Genomic DNA, 16,677 nt, shown 5'->3' with positions numbered 1-16,677 from the left:
TAGCGCCGGATTGTGTTTCAGCTATTATTTTTCGGGTGGAAAAATCAGGTTTAAAATAATAGCGGTTAGACCGCCTGCAGCAATACCGGATGACAGTAATGTTTTTAGCCAATCTGGTGCAAACTGTAATATTTGAGGTTGCTGTGATACCCCAAGTCCTACGGCCAAAGAGATGGCGAGGATCATAATAGCACGACGATTTAGCGCCTCTTTAGAGACGATACGCACCCCAGATGCAGCGATAGTACCAAACATAACAAGCGTTGCCCCTCCCAGTACAGGTTCAGGAATTCGTTGTACAAATTCTGCCACAGAGGGAAATAACCCTAAAATAATCAACATGGCTGCTACGACATAGCCCACATAGCGACTTGCCACACCTGTTAATTGAATAACGCCGTTATTTTGCCCAAAACAGGAGTTTGGAAAGGTATTAAAAAACGCAGAAACCATAGAGTTCAATCCATTTGCTAATACGCCCCCTTTAATGCGTTTCATATAAAGTGGCCCACTGACGGGTTGTTCTGAAACATCTGAGGTGGCAGTAATATCACCAATGGTTTCTAATGAGGTGATCATAAACACCAGCATTAGTGGGATAAGTAAATGCCAATCAAATGAGAGGCCATAATAGAAAGGTTCTGGTACGGTGATAATCGGTGTTTCTTGTTGTTCAGGCGGTGTAGGTAGCATATCTAGCCACCATGCCAAAATATAACCGACAGCCATAGCAATCACTAAAGAAGCGACACGTAAATAAGGGTTTCTTTGACGGTTAAGTAAAATAATAACCACTAATACCGAACCCGCTAATAAAAGGTTTTTAGGTGAGCCAAAGGTGTTACTTTCAATAGCGGCGTAACCACCACCAATAGAAGTAAGCCCAACTTGAATTAAAGAAAGGCCGATAATCATCACCACAATTCCTGATACCAATGGTGTGATAATCCGGCGAGCTAAATGTAAAAAACGCGATAATAGCACTTCGGTAAGTGAAGCAACCATTAAAGTGCCAAATAGAGCCGCCATCATTGTTGGAATATCCGCGCCACCATTTTTTAATGCCAATCCCCCCATAATCAGAGGAGCCACAAAATTAAAACTGGTGCCTTGAATTGATAATAAACCTGAACCTACGGGACCCCAAGCTCGAATTTGGATCAGTGATGCAATACCTGAGGCGAATAATGACATGCTGATAATGCGTTGAGTGTCATGTGCAGGTAATCCTAATGCTTGGCAAATTAAGATAGCAGGGGTTATTACGGCGACAAACATGGCTAATAGATGCTGACAAGCCGCAAATAGTGTTTGTGGTAATGGGGGCTTTTCTTCTAAAGCGAATAGAAGCTCACTCGTTTTTTGGGGCGAAATCTGACTACTTTGTGACAAATTACGATTTTCTGAAGTAACCATGATGTGAATTTCTTATCTGGCAAAAAGCGTATTTTAATGATCTGCGCCACAAAAGCAATCGTTTGCGTAAAATTGATGTTATCAAAATGCATAAGAGGCGCTCACATTTTTATATGTTTTAACTTGTGTTTATCGTCGTTTTTTTTTCTAATCGGGGTATACCTGCTTTTGGCGTTGTTCATGGATGAACTTAGCGTCGTAGTTTTTTTATACAAAATTAACAAATAAGACGGGGTACATAAATGTATCATCTCGATGTTTATGGCACGCTAGTCGCGGCCACTTTGGTTCTTTTACTCGGACGTAAGTTAGTGAAATCTGTTCCTTTTTTAGAACGGTATACGATCCCAGAACCCGTTGCAGGTGGGTTACTTGTTGCAGCTCTTTTACTTGCATTAAAATCATTTATGGACTGGGAAATTAGCTTTGATCTCTCCTTAAAAGATCCACTGATGCTCGCTTTTTTTGCAACAATTGGTTTAAACGCGAACCTTGCCAGCTTAAAAGCGGGAGGAAAAGCGCTGTTTATTTTTGTGTTTGTGGTCGTTGGATTACTTTTAGTTCAAAACACAGTAGGTATTGCATTAGCAGAAATGCTAGGCCTTGATCCTCTTATGGGATTATTAGCCGGTTCTATTACCTTATCAGGTGGTCATGGAACGGGTGCCGCTTGGGGGAAAACATTCGTTGAAAGCTACGGCTTTATGAGTGCCTCTGAAGTGGCTATGGCTTGTGCAACCTTTGGTTTAGTGTTAGGTGGATTAATAGGTGGCCCTGTTGCGCGTTATTTAATTCGTAACATTCCAACCCCTGGCGCAGGCAGTGATGATCATGAAATGCCTACAGCCTTTGAGAAACCCGCTACGGGGAGAATGATCACTTCAATGGTGTTATTAGAAACTATTGCGATGATTTCTATCTGTTTAATGGCAGGGACTTTCTTATCTCAGTTACTTGAAGGTACGGCTTTCTCATTACCTACCTTTGTGTGTGTACTGTTCATTGGCGTTATTTTAAGTAATAGCCTATCAATGCTCGGTTTTTATCGTGTATTTGATAGAGCCGTTTCTGTTTTAGGTAACGTTAGCTTATCGTTATTTTTAGCGATGGCGCTGATGAGCTTAAAATTATGGGAGCTGGCATCACTGGCAATACCTATGTTGGTTATTCTCGGTGTTCAAGCGGCAGTAATGGCATTGTATGCAATTTTTGTCACTTTCCGTGTTATGGGTAAAAATTATGATGCGGCAATTTTGGCAGCGGGTCACTGTGGTTTTGGTTTAGGCGCTACGCCAACGGCTATCGCTAATATGCAAGCTGTGACAGATCGTTTTGGTCCTTCTCATCTTGCATTCTTAGTAGTTCCGATGGTCGGTGCATTCTTTATTGATATAGTGAATGCGATAGTGATCAAATTGTATCTGATGCTACCATTCTTTACGCCTATAGCAGGGTGATGACAGTGTTCATCTAGTTCGAATGAGAACGGCACAGATAAGTCTGTGCCGTTTTTTATTACAGTATTAAGCTCTCAAGTGCGCTCTAAGCTATTTAAAGTGTGCCGTTTAAGCTTGGCTATATTGGGTCTTTGCAGGTAGCCAGCGTTCGATTAACGCTTGCGAATGCTTAGGATAATGTTGATGTAAATAACGAGCAATACGTTGTACTTCAGGAATAAGCGCCTGATCGCGTAATAAGTCTGCGACTTTAAATTGTGCATTGCCCGTCTGCTTAGTTCCTAATAGTTCACCTGGCCCTCTTATCTCGAGATCTTTTTGTGCAATAACAAAGCCATCATTACTGTCTCTGAGCACTTGTAAACGTAAACGAGCAGTTTGAGTTAACGGCGTTTTATATAATAAGACACAATGGGAAGCCACAGCACCTCGACCAACACGCCCTCGTAACTGATGTAATTGTGCAAGACCTAATCGTTCAGGGTTATCAATGATCATTAAACTGGCATTAGGTACATCTACCCCGACTTCTATCACGGTCGTTGCGACCAAAAGCTGTAGTTTGTTTTCTTTAAAGTCGACCATCACCGCCTGCTTTTCTGCCGGCTTCATTCGACCATGAACCAATCCAATCTTGATTTCCGGTAAGGCAATTGTCAGCTCATCATAAATAACTTGTGCTGCTTGTGCTTCAAGGACTTCGGAGTCTTCAATTAACGTACAAACCCAATAGGCTTGGCGATTTTCTTCGCTACAAACCACCCTGATACGTTCAATGATGTCATTTCGCCGAGTGTCAGGGATAGCCACTGTCGTTACTGGGGTTCTACCAGGAGGTAGCTCATCGATAATGGAGGTATCCATATCCGCGTAAGCGGTCATCGCCAGTGTTCGAGGAATGGGGGTTGCGGTCATCACCAATTGGTGTGGATGAAAGCCTTGCTCTTCGCCTTTTTTCCATAACGCAAGGCGTTGATGTACCCCAAAGCGATGTTGTTCATCAATAATGACTAATGCGAGAGAGTGAAACTTAACTTGCTCTTGAAAAATGGCGTGAGTGCCAATAATGATGGAAACCTCGCCATTAGCTATTGCATTTTGTTGTGCTTCTCGCGCTTTACCTTTTTGTTTGCCAGCCAACCACCCCACTTGAATACCAAAAGGCTCAAACCATTTTCTAAAGGTGAGGGCATGTTGCTCCGCTAGTAACTCAGTGGGCGCCATTAAAGCCACTTGTTTACCATTGGCTATCGCTCTTAATGCACTTAGTGCAGCAACTAAGGTTTTACCTGAGCCAACATCCCCTTGAATTAGGCGCATCATAGGATAATTTTTTTCTAGATCTTGCTCTATTTCATTGACGACGCGCTGTTGTGCTGTGGTGGGTGTAAAGGGCAATGTTGCAAGAAATTGTTCACGTAATGTTGAGCCATGTGGCATTAATAAGGGTTCTGCACGATAAGATTGTGCTCCTGCCCGAGCATTAAGCATACCTAAGTTATGCGCTAATAATTCTTCAATAATCAGTCGTTTTTGTGCAGGATGTTGCCCCTTTTCAAGTTCAGCAAACGCAATATCAGGGGGAGGATTATGTAAGGTTCGTAACGCGGTAGCGAGTGGCGGTAAACCATAAATAAATTGATCAGGAAGCAGTTCATTAATGGCACAAGTATCAAGTAAGGTTAAGGCTTGTTCTATTAATTTACGCAACGATGTCTGGCGTAAGCCTTCTGTTGTTGAATAAATAGGGGTAAGCGTTTCTTGTAACTTAACTTCTGAGCCAGCCACTTTAATTTTGTATTCGGGGTGAATAATTTCAGGGCCTCGACTTCCTCGTTTTATTTCACCATAAGCGATAACTTGCTTACCCTGAGCAAGGTTATTTTTCATGGCTGCCGTGAAGTTAAAGAAGCGTAAGGTTAAAATACCTGAACCATCAGAAATTTGGCAGGTCATCATTTTTCGACGACCAAAATTTACTTCGGTTCTTAAGATTTCACCGGAAACAGTGGCTGGAATACCAGGAAGTAGATCGCTGATGGCATACAGATGGGTTTGATCTTCATAGCGTAAAGGAAGATGAAGCAATAAGTCTTCCACAGTGACTAACCCTATTTTGGCCAGTTTATCTGCCTGACTTGCACCTACGCCGTGAAGAGTGGTTAAGGGGATTGCATCAAGCAGTTTTCCTTTCATGGGAAAGTTACTCCGTCAGTTTAAATTTCCTAAGTTGTTTTTGTGTCATTTGCATTTCTGCCCACCATGAGTCCGGTGCTTCAATTTCACCACGATCATTAATATAAGGGCGAGGCAGTCCTTTACGACGAGAAACTTCAGCAAGTACTGGATAGCCACCTTCAAAGAGTAAAATTTGTTGCTCTTCTGCAGTTAATGCACTTTCGGTTCGATTATACATGCCCGCCGCCTGACGTTGGCGTTGTGCTTCATATAAAATTAATGCACTCGCCACAGAAACATTCAAAGATTGCACCATACCCATCATCGGTACAATGATATCTTGATCGGCCAGCGCGATAGCTTCTGGTGATATACCGGTTTTTTCTTGCCCCATAATAATACAGGTTGGTTGTGTGTAATCAATCTCACGAAAATCAACCGCTTTATCTGAGAGATGGGTCGCAAGAACTTGCATGCCCTGTGCACGAAAAGTGTTGATGGCGTCGGCAATGGTTGGGTGAGTATTAACATTTACCCAGCTATTACTGCCCGCTGCGGGAGAAACCAGCATACGCATTTTTTCTTCAGGCCAGATAGCATGGATTTTAGGGATCCCCACCGCGTCCGCAGTGCGTATTACAGCAGCAACATTATGAGATTTATGCACTTCTTCAAGGCAAACAGTGAGATCAGGTTGCCGCATCGCCATCATTTGGCAGATGCGGGCATAGCGTGTTGGATTCATAATTAGTTTTTATTACGGCTGACACGTAATACATCAGGCATGATACGAAGTTTACGCATAATATTGGCTAATTGGATGCGATCTTTGGCTGTCAGTCGAATAAATGCACAATAGACGCGTCCATCTTTCTCTTCGGTATTCATGCTCTGAATGCTTGAATTAGCGTCATTAATTGCTGCGGTTAAATTCGCTAATGCACCTTGATGGTTTATCATATCGACTTTGATTTCGGTAATAAAATCACCATCAATATCTTTATCCCACTCAACTGGCATGAATTTTTCTGGCTCTTTTTGATAACCGCGAATATTACGACAAGATTCGTGGTGAATAACTAAGCCTTTACCAGGGCTAATGTGCGCAACAATAGGATCACCAGGAATAGGGCGACAACATTTAGCAAATGAGATAAGTACACCATCAGCCCCTTTAATAGGTAATTTAGGTGTTTCGTCATTGGTTATGCTTAGATGTGTGTGTTCTTCTTGTTGTTGGTTGTCAATCAATAAGTTACGCGCCACAACAACACTCATCGCATTACCTAAACCTATCTCAGCCATAATATCGTCCATTGAGTGAAGCTTCATGCGCTTCAACTCTCGTTCAATATTTTCTAGCGGAATATCTGCCACTTTATGATGGCCTAAAGCGTGATTAAGTAGACGACGACCTAAATTAATAGAGTCTTCACGTTTTAGATTTTTGAGCAACTGTCTTATCTTTGAACGGGCTCTTGAACTGACGACAAAGTTTAACCAAGCCGCATTTGGTCTTGCACCCGGCGCAGTAATGATTTCAACGGTCTGTCCGGTACGTAAAGACTGTGAGAGTGGATAAGGTTGTCTATCAACCCTTGCACCGACACAAGCATGACCAATATCAGTATGAACTGCGTAAGCAAAATCAACCGGAGTCGCACCCGTTGGTAATTCAACAATGCGACCTTCTGGGGTGAAAACGTAAATTTCATCAGGAAAAAGGTCTGATTTCACGTTTTCGATAAATTCAAAAGAGCTACCTGCACTTTGTTGCAATTCAAGTAAACTTTGCATCCAACGTTGTGCTCTGACTTGGGCTGTTGTCCCCGGCTGCTCACCTTGCTCTTTATAAGCCCAATGGGCCGCAACGCCCATTTCAGCCATTTGATCCATATCTTCGGTACGAATTTGTACTTCAACAGGGACACCATGAGGACCAATGAGCGAAGTGTGAAGGGATTGATAACCATTAGCTTTGGGGATAGCAATATAGTCTTTAACGCGGCCAGGGCGAGGTTTATAAAGGCTATGCATTTGGCCTAACACGCGATAGCAGGTATCGACATCTTTAACGATGACGCGAAAGGCATAAATATCCATAATTGAGTGAAAACGTTGCTCTTTTAGCAACATTTTACGATAAATGGAATAAAGGTGTTTTTCGCGACCGTTAACTTTGCATTGAATACTCGCTTCTGTAAGGCGCCCTTCAATTTCAGAGAGGATTTTATTAATCATCTCTTTACGGTTACCACGAGCTGCCTTAACAACTTCTTTAATCACGCGGTAGCGATTAGGATGCAGAGCCTCAAAGCCTAATTCTTCTAGCTCAGTTTTAATATGGTGTATACCTAAACGGTGAGCAAGAGGACTATAAATTTCCAGCGTTTCGCGTGCAATACGGCGACGTTTATCTGGGCGTAGTGAACCCAGCGTGCGCATATTGTGAGTTCGGTCTGCCAATTTGATCAAAATAACGCGAATGTCTTTTACCATCGCCATGATCATTTTGCGAAAGTTTTCAGCCTGAGCCTCTTTTTTATCTCGAAACTTTAATTTATCCAGTTTTGAGACGCCTTCAACCAGATCTGCCACCGTACTGCCAAACAGAGTTTCGATATCTTTAAATGTCGCAGGTGTATCTTCAATGACATCATGCAACAATGCCGCCATTAGCGTTTGATGATCTAATCGCATATCGGCAAGAATACAGGCAACCGCCACAGGGTGAGTAATATAAGGCTCACCACTTGAACGAGTCTGTCCCTCGTGGGCATCTCTGGCGACGATAAAGGCTTTTTTGAGTTGTTCAACTTGCTCAGGTGGCAAGTATTTTTGAACGATTTGATTCAGGCTTTCAAACAGGTACAAGGCAGACCTACCCCTATTTTATGAGACGATTAACGACGACCTTCCGCAATCGCTGAAACCGCTTGTAATTCTGCGGCTTCTTGCTCTTGCTGCTCTTGACGTTCACGAGCATCAAGAATTTTACCGTTAATCAAACCTTCTTCGATTTCGCGTAGTGCGATAACCGTCATTTTATCATTTTCTTCTGGTACTAAAGGATCTTTAGCGCCAACTTGTAACTGGCGCGCACGACGTGCTGCGACCAGAACGAGGTCAAAACGGTTACCAATTTTCTCTACAGCGTCTTGAACGGTTACGCGTGCCATATTTGTGTTACTCCACCATTAACGAAATGACTGGGCATAATACTGAAACTTATCTCAGTCTGCCAATAATTTGCTGATTAAATCACCATGTCGTAGTGTTTGACGATCAAGGCGTAATTTTTCTGAGCGAATGATTGATTGTAAATCAGCAAGCGCAGTATTGAAATCATCATTGATGAGCAAATAGTCATACTCATTAAAATGTTCCATTTCAGACACAGCTTGTGACATACGTTTAGCAATCACTTCTTCACTATCTTGCCCACGCCCGCGAAGTCGGCGGTAAAGCTCTTCTTTAGACGGTGGCAGAATAAAAATACTGCGAGCTTCAGGCATCTTTTTACGTACCTGCTGCGCACCTTGCCAATCGATATCTAAAAAGACATCAACGCCACTGGCTAAGATCTGTTTGATAACTTTACCCGATGTACCGTAATAGTTACCAAACACACAAGCGTGTTCGATAAAATCTCCACTTGCTATCATACTTTTAAATTCTTCTTCAGTGACAAAGAAGTAATGCTCACCATGGTTTTCTCCTGGTCTCATTGGGCGGGTAGTATGAGAGACAGAAACCTGTGTGTCATATAAAGGCTGTGTTTTTAATAAAGCCTGAATAAGACTTGATTTACCCGCACCGCTTGGAGCGGAAACAATATAAAGTGTTCCTTGGATCATGATGACTTTCTGAATTTGACTGGAGAATTAATATAAATGTATGTCTAGGGAGCAAATCCCCCTATAGTATACACATACCACGAAGCACATACAGTGCCCTTGTTTAATACAGGGCTATTTTTTTCTTAATTCAGCTATTTTTTTGTTTTGAAATAAGAGAAAAATTGAGTAAGCCCAATATTAACATACAAATAACGTCTCAGTGATAGGAATTGCCTTTTATCATCATCGAGAAAAGAGATGATACTTTGAGATACCCCACAGAATCTACAATAATTGCTGTTGTTATTACTCCGTTTCGCTAATCTTGATTTTCATAATTAAATACGGGTAAGCCAAGCTTATAGCGGATAGCGAGTAGCCGAGCCGTGAGTCCGGCAACAAGCGTAATAATAATCACGACATCTTTAGGGAGTGGCGTGTAAAACAGTAATCCCATGTAGAGCCAAGCGGCGCCAAATGCGACACCCGCATAGATCTCTTTTTGGAAGACGAGGGGAATGGTATTACACAGCATATCACGTAAAACGCCACCAAAAGCGCCGGTGATCACGGCTGCAATGGCAGCAATAATAGGACCATATTCCATATCGAGTGCAATTTGGGCACCGATAATAGAAAAAACCATCAATCCGATGGAGTCTAAAATGAGAAATAAGCGTCGTAGGTGTTTCATCATGGGGGCGACCCAAATAGTGATCACCGCAGCACAAGCTACTGTGACAATATACTCAGGGTGTTTGACCCAACCTAAAGGGTAGTGACCAAGAAGAATATCTCTTACTGAACCACCACCAATAGCAGTGGCTGATGCAATGATGATAACGCCAAAAACATCCATTTTACGGCGACCAGCGGCAAGTGCCCCTGTCATGGCTTCTGCGGTAATACCAATAATATAAAGAACACTAAGTAACATGATTTTTTAATTTTTTGACTGTTTAGTGAGGGTAGAGTAATCACCTTGCGAAAAAGTCTCGACTGAGTTTTTTTAGTGCCAGGTAAAATCAATTAGTTTTTATAATGTGGAAATTTATTTCCCGATAAGGATAACTATGTCTTTTCAGGAACAACAGATTACATTTGATAGTCGTCATCATCAGTTAACCAATATAAATGTTTGGACACCAGATAGCCAGTGGTTAGTTTATGATGTACGTCCCAATGGTGGATCTTTTACAGGATTAACCATAGAAAAAATTCATGCGAAAACAAAACAGCAACAGATAATTTACACCGCCACTCAAGGCGCTCATGTTGGGGTTGCCACAATAAGCCCTGTGGCACCGGTACGTTATGCTTTTATTCATGGCCCAGAAAATCCCGATGATTTATGGCATTATGATTTTCATCACCGTCGCGGTGTGATTGTTAATGAGCAGGAAGATCTTGGTGCAGTTAATATTGATGCTTGTTCCCTGACATCGCCTTATCAAGCTGGCGCGTTACGTGGTGGAACCCATGTGCATGTGTTTAGCCCTGATGGTACACGTTTAAGCTTTACTTATAATGATCACATAATGCATGAGTTAGGGCGCGAGTTCGATCAACGTAATGTTGCAATCGCAGTGCCACTCAAAGCCGTTAAAGTTGCGAAAAAGCACCCCCGTGAGTATGACGGTGAATATTTCTGTACCCTAATAAGCCAAACAGTCGCTTATCCACAAAAGGGCAGTGATGAAATTAATAAAGCCTATGAAGAGTGTTGGATAGGTAAACAAGGTTATACCAAAGCTGATGGCTCACAACAGCGTTGGGCTATTGCTTTTATTGGTGATACGGTCAGTGAAAGTGGTGAGAAGGTCGCTGATATCTTCTTAGTTGATTTGCCAGATGATGATCATGCTTTCAGTCTAGAAGGTGATAAACCTCTGGCAGGAACAGAGACGACGATGCCAGCTCCTGCACAAGGGATTGAACAAATCCGCTTGACGAATACCCACCATAGAAAATATCCCGGTGTTTTAAATCAACCTCGTCATTGGTTAAGAAGTTCACCGCAAGGAGATGCGATTGCTTTTCTGATGAAAGATGATAATGGTGTTGTCCAGCTATATACCGTTTCGCCAGCCACCAAAGCGATTAGACAGGTCACTTTACAGCAATGGGATATTCAATCTGCATTCACTTGGAGCTATAGCGGAGAATATCTCACCTTTATTTGTGATAATAGCGTGATGTTATGTAATGCTAAAACAGGTGAATTAACGCGATTAACTGATAAAACAGCACAAGCACCAAGTGGTGACGCAGTCGTATTTTCACCTAATGATCAGTATATTGCTTTTATGCGTGATATTGATGGTTATCGGCAAATATTTACGGTAGAAAGTGGGTTATAACGTTTTTTATTGTGAAAGGTAACTGATTTTGATGTTACCTTTTCTATTATTATTAATATACATATTATTTAAATAAAAATTAAAATATTTATTTGTCTTGATTCATTTTATTGGTTTTTATAAAGCTAATTGTCATGTTAAAGTTAACTTATTGTTTTAATAATAGTTATTAGAGATTAAAAATTAAATATATTTTAATGGATATAAAATATAACAATGGAATTAAATTTATGCTGGTGGAATATAGGAATATCTCCACCGACAAAATCAAAACAGAACGTCAAGACTGAAAAAGTTGGCTTAGCGAAAAAATATCTTGAAGAACTTATCATTAAAAAAACACTTGATATCATTGCGTTGAGTGAGGTTTCTGAAAACGAGAGCTACGCTTTTAAGCAGTTGGCGACTCAATTAAAAATGGGTTATATCGATCTCTCAGGAAAAATAGGACGGATTATTATTGATATATCATTAATATATCAAATGAATAAACTAGAGTTTATTTCAAGTAAGTTTTTAACCAAACTCAAGCCTGATAATAGAATGGTAAGGGTAGGCGTTGCTGTTGTATTTAAAGAAATCGAACATCAAAAAATAATCACCCTTTTTTTATCACATTGGCCATCAATATTAAGTGCTAATGATACAACTCGAGAAGTGGCTGCTGCAGGATTAAGAAGTAGTATTAATAAACTCTTTGAAAATAATGGAGATGATGTTCAGTTTATTTGTATGGGGGATTATAATACAGAGCCTTATTCTAATGCGATGCTTAATATATTGTATGCGACAAGAGATTATCATTTAATAAAAAAGAAAAGAAAACTATTATTTAACCCATTTTGGTATCTCTTATCTGATAAGAAGACTAATAATTTAGGTACATATTATTATAATTCCGCATCTATTAATCGTTGGTATGTGTTTGATCAAATGATTTTTTCTTCATCATTTTTATATGGAAAAGAAGATTGTTTTAAATTAGATCTTGAACAGCTTGATTTTTATCGCGTCCTAAATGATGATAATCACTGCCTTGATGATATCTTTTTTAAAAAATTTGATCATTACCCCATATTTTGTAGGATCTTCCATGAATGATGAACATAAGATATTCGAAAAAATAAAAGCTTCACTCAATAGAGCATCTTTTATTATTGATCTACGAAGTAAGATAGAAGATAAAATCAGTGCAGTGGTCAAAAAGCTAGAAGTGATCACCAATAATAAAGTTAAGGTATTATTCGAAGATAATAATAAAAGTAATATTCATTTTATAAATAGTGAGCGCCTTGTTTATATTAATAATGCAGAGTTAAGTAAAGAGGATGGTTTTATACTATTTGGTTATAGCTTTAGTAAAATAAATGGCTTTCCTATCGAGATAGAAACGGAAATAGAATCTTTTCACGCAGAAGATATTGAAAATTTATTACATATTATTGTTAATATTATTGATAATGAGTCTATCAGGATCATCGAACTTACTCATCATACTATTTATAATAAATTGATTAATCACCAATAAAAAACCGGCACTGCTTTCGCAATGCCGGTTTTATGTTGTTGTATGACTAAGTTTTATAACTTATTGTAAAACAGAAATATCAGCGACTTTTAAGAACAACTCGCGTAATTCATGTAGCATGGTTAAACGGTTGACACGAATTTCTTCGTCTTTATCCATTACCATCACTTTATCAAAGAAGTTATTCACAACATCACGTAAAGAGGCGAGTTCAACTAATGCTTCTTGGTATTTACGTTCAGCAAATAGAGGGGCTAGCTTATCTTGTAGCACAGAAAGATTAGCCGCTAGCTGAACTTCTTCAGGCGCTTTTAGCACCGAGGCTAATACTTTATCGTTGAGCTTAACATCTGCTGATTTTGCTAAGATATTAGAAACACGTTTATTGGCTTCGGCTAATGCAGTTGCTTCTTCTAAGGTTCGGAAGTAAGTAACGGCTTTTACACGAGCGTTAAAGTCAGCAGGTTGTGTTGGGCGGCGCGCTAATACCGCTTGAATAGTATCAATACTATAACCCAGCTCTTGATACCAAGCACGGAAACGACCTAGCATAAACTCTACGACATCACTGACGACATTTTTGTTCGTCAGTTTGTCACCATATAAGCGAGCCGCTTCTTGGGTTAATTCTTCAATATCTAATGGTAAATCTTGTTCAACAATAATACGTAGCACACCAAGGGCCGCACGACGTAAGGCGAAAGGATCTTTATCCCCTTTAGGATGTTGACCAATACCAAAGATACCTGCCAGCGTATCCATTTTTTCTGCTATAGCGACAGCACTTGCTACTGGGTTAGATGGTAGTGCATCACCTGCAAAACGTGGTTGATATTGCTCTTTTAATGCGACAGCAACTTCTTCATCTTCACCATCATGGCGAGCATAATGCATCCCCATAACCCCTTGGGTATCGGTGAATTCAAACACCATATTGGTCATTAAGTCACATTTTGATAATAAACCAGCACGTGTTGCTTTATTGACATCAGCACCCATTTTCTCAGCAATAAAACCGGCGAGAGCTTGAATACGGTCTGTTTTGTCGCGTAGAGAGCCTAAATCTTTTTGGAAAAGAACAGTTTCAAGGCGTGGTAAGTTATCTTCTAAACGCTGTTTTCGGTCAGTTTTAAAGAAGAATTCCGCATCCGCTAAACGAGGGCGAACCACTTTTTCGTTACCACTGATTATCTGTTGAGGATCAGAGGATTCAATGTTAGAAACGAAAATAAAGTGAGGTAATAGCGCACCTTGTTTATCGTAAACAGGAAAATATTTCTGATCGCCTTTCATGGTGTAAACCAATGCTTCAGCCGGAACTTCAAGGAATTTTTCCTCAAATTTTGCCGTTAACACCACAGGCCATTCAACTAATGAAGTGACTTCTTCAACTAGGCTGTCACTTAAATCAGCGACACCACCTAGTTTTTCAGCCGCAAGACGTGCATCATGAAGAATGATGGATTTACGGTTTTCGTAATCGGCAATGACCTTACCACGTTCATAAAGGATTTCAGGGTACTGGTCTGCATTATCGATAGTAAATTCAGCTTCACCCATAAAACGGTGGCCACGAATAATACGATCGCTTTGTACACCTAAGATTTCACCGTCAATGAGGGTATCACCCAATAATAAAGTAACAGTATGCACTGGACGCACAAAATGCGTTTCTTTATCACCCCAACGCATTAATTTAGGGATAGGCAGTTTTGCCAGTGCATTGCTTACCATACCAGCCAGTAGTTGGTTAACGGCTTCGCCTTTAACTTCAGCACGATAAAAGAGCCACTCACCTTTATCCGTTGATAAACGTTCAGCTTGATCAACAGTGATGCCGTTACCTCTAGCCCAACCTTCTGCGGCTTTAGTTGGCTTACCTTCAGCATCAAATGCTTGCGCTATAGCAGGGCCTCGTTTTTCAACGATCCTATCTGCTTGAGATTTCGCCATATTCGCCACTTTGATGGCTAAACGACGAGGAGCGGCAAACCAAGATACATCACCATGAGTAATATTGGCGTTATCCAGTTCAGCCGTAAAATGGGTCGCAAAAGATTCGGCTAAAGAACGAAGCGCTTTCGGCGGTAACTCTTCTGTGCCGATTTCCACAAGGAAAGTCTCAGTTGTCATAATAGCCTCTTACTTTTTACACATAGGGAAACCAAGCGCCTCACGGGAAGCATAGTAAGCTTCAGCGACGGCTTTGGTTAAAGTACGGATACGTAAAATATAGCGTTGACGCTCTGTAACAGAAATCGCTTTACGTGCATCCAATAAGTTAAAAGTGTGACCTGCTTTTAAGATACGTTCGTAAGCAGGTAAAGGCAGAGGTTTTTCTAACTCTAACAACTCACGAGCTTCTTTTTCATATTGTTCGAAACAAGAGAATAAGAAGTCAACATCTGCATATTCAAAGTTATAAGTTGATTGTTCCACTTCATTTTGGTGATAAATATCGCCGTAGGTGGTTTTACCTAATGGGCCATCACACCAAACTAAGTCATAAACGCTATCAACGCCTTGAATGTACATTGCCAGACGCTCTAAACCGTAAGTAATTTCGCCAGTGACGGGTTTACACTCTAATCCGCCAACTTGTTGGAAATAGGTAAATTGCGTCACTTCCATGCCGTTGAGCCAAACTTCCCAGCCTAATCCCCAAGCACCTAATGTTGGGTTTTCCCAGTTATCTTCAACAAAACGAATATCATGGATAGTAGGATCTAATCCTAATTCTCTTAAAGAGCCAAGATAAAGCTCTTGGATGTTATCCGGTGATGGCTTGATGATAACTTGGAATTGGTAATAGTGCTGTAGACGGTTAGGGTTTTCACCGTAACGTCCGTCAGTTGGACGGCGTGATGGTTGAACATAAGCCGCTGCAATAGGCTCTGGACCTAATGCTCGTAAACAGGTCATTGGGTGTGAGGTACCTGCTCCTACTTCCATATCTAATGGTTGAACAATGGTACAGCCCTGACGAGCCCAATAATCCTGTAATGTCAGGATCAGCCCCTGAAAGGTTTTGGTATCAAACTTTTGCATGTTATATCCGCATGGCGATACATAGAATAAAAAGAAAGGTTTCAGTATACCTTCTAGACGAAAGATATACAGCAAGGAATACGGGCAATTTTCTCTTGATCAAAAAAATAGTGCCTTAATCGTTGTTATGACTATGCTCAAATAGCCAGAATGATTTTTTCTTAGTCTATTTACATGTGTTTTTATACAGTATATAAAGAGCGATATCAATTGTATGAATAACACCTATAAAGAACAAGGAATGTAGCAAATGAATAAACAACGTTGTGATTGGGTAACTCAAGATCCTGAATATCTCGCATACCATGATAATGAATGGGGAAAACCACAGCGAGATAAATACAAACTTTTTGAGATGATCTGCCTTGAAGGACAACAGGCAGGTTTGTCGTGGTATACCGTATTAAAGAAAAGAGCGGGATTTCGTCGTTGCTTTTTTGATTTTCGTCCTGAAAAAATAGCACTAATGACTGAAAAAGATGTGGAAACACTACTACAAGATCCGTCTATTATTCGTCATCGTGGCAAAATTAACGCCATTATCAATAATGCGCGTGCCTTTTTAGCGATGGAAGCTCAGGGTGAAGATTTCAGTGAATTTATTTGGCAATTTGTTGATGGAAAACCCATTGATAACCAGTGGCAGACTATTTCACAGGTTCCTGCTTTTACTGAAATTTCAGATGATATGGCTAAGGCGTTAAAGAAAAAAGGGTTTAAATTTGTTGGAACCACCACCTGTTATGCATTTATGCAAGCAGTAGGCATGGTTAACGATCATATACTCTGTTGTTTTTGCCGGCAATCTCAGCCGGAAAGTAGTATTAAATAGAAGAATACTAGTTTAGTTA

14 protein-coding genes are annotated in these 16,677 nt (G+C 40.5%); 5 read left to right on the top strand and 9 right to left on the bottom strand.

Annotated elements, in window-relative coordinates; genetic code table 11:
- Positions 1-24: 24 nt before the first annotated feature.
- Positions 25-1,416 carry a uracil-xanthine permease family protein gene (locus tag AACV00_RS16385; protein WP_004246815.1) on the bottom strand — a complete coding sequence of 464 codons (1,392 nt, stop codon included), beginning with the start codon at positions 1,414-1,416 and terminating at the stop codon, positions 25-27.
- A gap of 242 nt (positions 1,417-1,658) precedes the next feature.
- Here AACV00_RS16385 and gltS point away from each other — a divergent pair, with 242 nt between their 5' ends.
- Positions 1,659-2,873 carry a sodium/glutamate symporter gene (gene gltS / locus AACV00_RS16380; protein WP_004246816.1) on the top strand — a complete coding sequence of 405 codons (1,215 nt, stop codon included), beginning with the start codon at positions 1,659-1,661 and terminating at the stop codon, positions 2,871-2,873.
- 108 nt (positions 2,874-2,981) lie between these two features.
- Here the strand turns inward: gltS and recG are convergent, their stop codons facing one another.
- The 6 genes from recG to AACV00_RS16350 all read right to left on the bottom strand — a co-directional run bounded on the left by recG (position 2,982) and on the right by AACV00_RS16350 (position 9,827).
- A complete protein-coding gene (gene recG, locus AACV00_RS16375) occupies positions 2,982-5,069 on the bottom strand; it encodes an ATP-dependent DNA helicase RecG (protein WP_104459601.1) in 2,088 nt (695 codons plus the stop codon).
- A gap of 7 nt (positions 5,070-5,076) precedes the next feature.
- Positions 5,077-5,796, bottom strand: coding sequence for a tRNA (guanosine(18)-2'-O)-methyltransferase TrmH (gene trmH, locus AACV00_RS16370; protein WP_004246818.1), 720 nt, complete (start codon positions 5,794-5,796; stop codon positions 5,077-5,079).
- 2 nt (positions 5,797-5,798) lie between these two features.
- Entirely contained in the window at positions 5,799-7,925 is a 2,127-nt protein-coding gene (spoT, locus tag AACV00_RS16365) for a bifunctional GTP diphosphokinase/guanosine-3',5'-bis pyrophosphate 3'-pyrophosphohydrolase (protein ID WP_004246819.1), read from the bottom strand.
- A gap of 29 nt (positions 7,926-7,954) precedes the next feature.
- The gene (rpoZ, locus tag AACV00_RS16360; protein WP_004246820.1) at positions 7,955-8,230 is read right to left on the bottom strand and encodes a DNA-directed RNA polymerase subunit omega; all 276 of its coding nucleotides are present in this window, start codon (positions 8,228-8,230) and stop codon (positions 7,955-7,957) included.
- Between the two features lie 54 nt (positions 8,231-8,284).
- The gene (gene gmk, locus AACV00_RS16355) at positions 8,285-8,908 is read right to left on the bottom strand and encodes a guanylate kinase (RefSeq protein ID WP_004246821.1); all 624 of its coding nucleotides are present in this window, start codon (positions 8,906-8,908) and stop codon (positions 8,285-8,287) included.
- A gap of 301 nt (positions 8,909-9,209) precedes the next feature.
- Positions 9,210-9,827: a trimeric intracellular cation channel family protein gene (locus AACV00_RS16350; RefSeq protein ID WP_004246822.1), complete on the bottom strand. Its 618-nt coding sequence runs from the start codon at positions 9,825-9,827 to the stop codon at positions 9,210-9,212.
- A 136-nt stretch (positions 9,828-9,963) separates the two neighbouring features.
- Here AACV00_RS16350 and AACV00_RS16345 point away from each other — a divergent pair, with 136 nt between their 5' ends.
- The 3 genes from AACV00_RS16345 to AACV00_RS16335 all read left to right on the top strand — a co-directional run bounded on the left by AACV00_RS16345 (position 9,964) and on the right by AACV00_RS16335 (position 12,778).
- A complete protein-coding gene (locus AACV00_RS16345) occupies positions 9,964-11,250 on the top strand; it encodes a DUF3748 domain-containing protein (RefSeq protein ID WP_049196833.1) in 1,287 nt (428 codons plus the stop codon).
- A gap of 216 nt (positions 11,251-11,466) precedes the next feature.
- Positions 11,467-12,351: an endonuclease/exonuclease/phosphatase family protein gene (locus AACV00_RS16340; RefSeq protein WP_049196834.1), complete on the top strand. Its 885-nt coding sequence runs from the start codon at positions 11,467-11,469 to the stop codon at positions 12,349-12,351.
- The gene (locus AACV00_RS16335; RefSeq protein WP_036972158.1) at positions 12,344-12,778 is read left to right on the top strand and encodes a hypothetical protein; all 435 of its coding nucleotides are present in this window, start codon (positions 12,344-12,346) and stop codon (positions 12,776-12,778) included. Before AACV00_RS16340 ends, AACV00_RS16335 begins: the two co-directional genes overlap by 8 nt.
- 60 nt (positions 12,779-12,838) lie before the next feature.
- On the opposite strand, the gene glyS is transcribed toward AACV00_RS16335, so the two are convergent.
- Positions 12,839-14,911 (bottom strand): glycine--tRNA ligase subunit beta, encoded by a 2,073-nt coding sequence (glyS, locus tag AACV00_RS16330; RefSeq protein WP_049203260.1) that lies wholly within the window; start codon positions 14,909-14,911, stop codon positions 12,839-12,841.
- 9 nt (positions 14,912-14,920) lie between these two features.
- Positions 14,921-15,826 (bottom strand): glycine--tRNA ligase subunit alpha, encoded by a 906-nt coding sequence (gene glyQ, locus AACV00_RS16325; RefSeq protein WP_004246832.1) that lies wholly within the window; start codon positions 15,824-15,826, stop codon positions 14,921-14,923.
- A gap of 250 nt (positions 15,827-16,076) precedes the next feature.
- On the opposite strand from glyQ, the gene AACV00_RS16320 reads away from it, so the two are divergent.
- Positions 16,077-16,658 carry a DNA-3-methyladenine glycosylase I gene (locus AACV00_RS16320; RefSeq protein WP_004246833.1) on the top strand — a complete coding sequence of 194 codons (582 nt, stop codon included), beginning with the start codon at positions 16,077-16,079 and terminating at the stop codon, positions 16,656-16,658.
- Positions 16,659-16,677 lie beyond the last annotated feature (19 nt).

The organism is Proteus sp. G3927 (genome assembly GCF_963894685.1).
Classification (GTDB): domain Bacteria; phylum Pseudomonadota; class Gammaproteobacteria; order Enterobacterales; family Enterobacteriaceae; genus Proteus; species Proteus mirabilis.
Note: the sequence above shows the minus strand (reverse complement) of the source record. Positions and strands in the feature narration are given on the sequence as shown.

What these genes read in the sequence shown, in the direction of transcription:
- AACV00_RS16350 (WP_004246822.1), bottom strand. Translation starts at nt 9,827, where the DNA reads ATGTTACTTAGTGTTCTTTATATTATTGGTATTACCGCAGAAGCCATG.
- recG (WP_104459601.1), bottom strand. Translation starts at nt 5,069, where the DNA reads ATGAAAGGAAAACTGCTTGATGCAATCCCCTTAACCACTCTTCACGGC.
- glyS (WP_049203260.1), bottom strand. Translation starts at nt 14,911, where the DNA reads ATGACAACTGAGACTTTCCTTGTGGAAATCGGCACAGAAGAGTTACCG.
- gltS (WP_004246816.1), top strand. Translation starts at nt 1,659, where the DNA reads ATGTATCATCTCGATGTTTATGGCACGCTAGTCGCGGCCACTTTGGTT.
- AACV00_RS16335 (WP_036972158.1), top strand. Translation starts at nt 12,344, where the DNA reads ATGAATGATGAACATAAGATATTCGAAAAAATAAAAGCTTCACTCAAT.
- rpoZ (WP_004246820.1), bottom strand. Translation starts at nt 8,230, where the DNA reads ATGGCACGCGTAACCGTTCAAGACGCTGTAGAGAAAATTGGTAACCGT.
- AACV00_RS16345 (WP_049196833.1), top strand. Translation starts at nt 9,964, where the DNA reads ATGTCTTTTCAGGAACAACAGATTACATTTGATAGTCGTCATCATCAG.
- AACV00_RS16320 (WP_004246833.1), top strand. Translation starts at nt 16,077, where the DNA reads ATGAATAAACAACGTTGTGATTGGGTAACTCAAGATCCTGAATATCTC.
- AACV00_RS16385 (WP_004246815.1), bottom strand. Translation starts at nt 1,416, where the DNA reads ATGGTTACTTCAGAAAATCGTAATTTGTCACAAAGTAGTCAGATTTCG.
- trmH (WP_004246818.1), bottom strand. Translation starts at nt 5,796, where the DNA reads ATGAATCCAACACGCTATGCCCGCATCTGCCAAATGATGGCGATGCGG.
- gmk (WP_004246821.1), bottom strand. Translation starts at nt 8,908, where the DNA reads ATGATCCAAGGAACACTTTATATTGTTTCCGCTCCAAGCGGTGCGGGT.
- glyQ (WP_004246832.1), bottom strand. Translation starts at nt 15,826, where the DNA reads ATGCAAAAGTTTGATACCAAAACCTTTCAGGGGCTGATCCTGACATTA.
- AACV00_RS16340 (WP_049196834.1), top strand. Translation starts at nt 11,467, where the DNA reads ATGGAATTAAATTTATGCTGGTGGAATATAGGAATATCTCCACCGACA.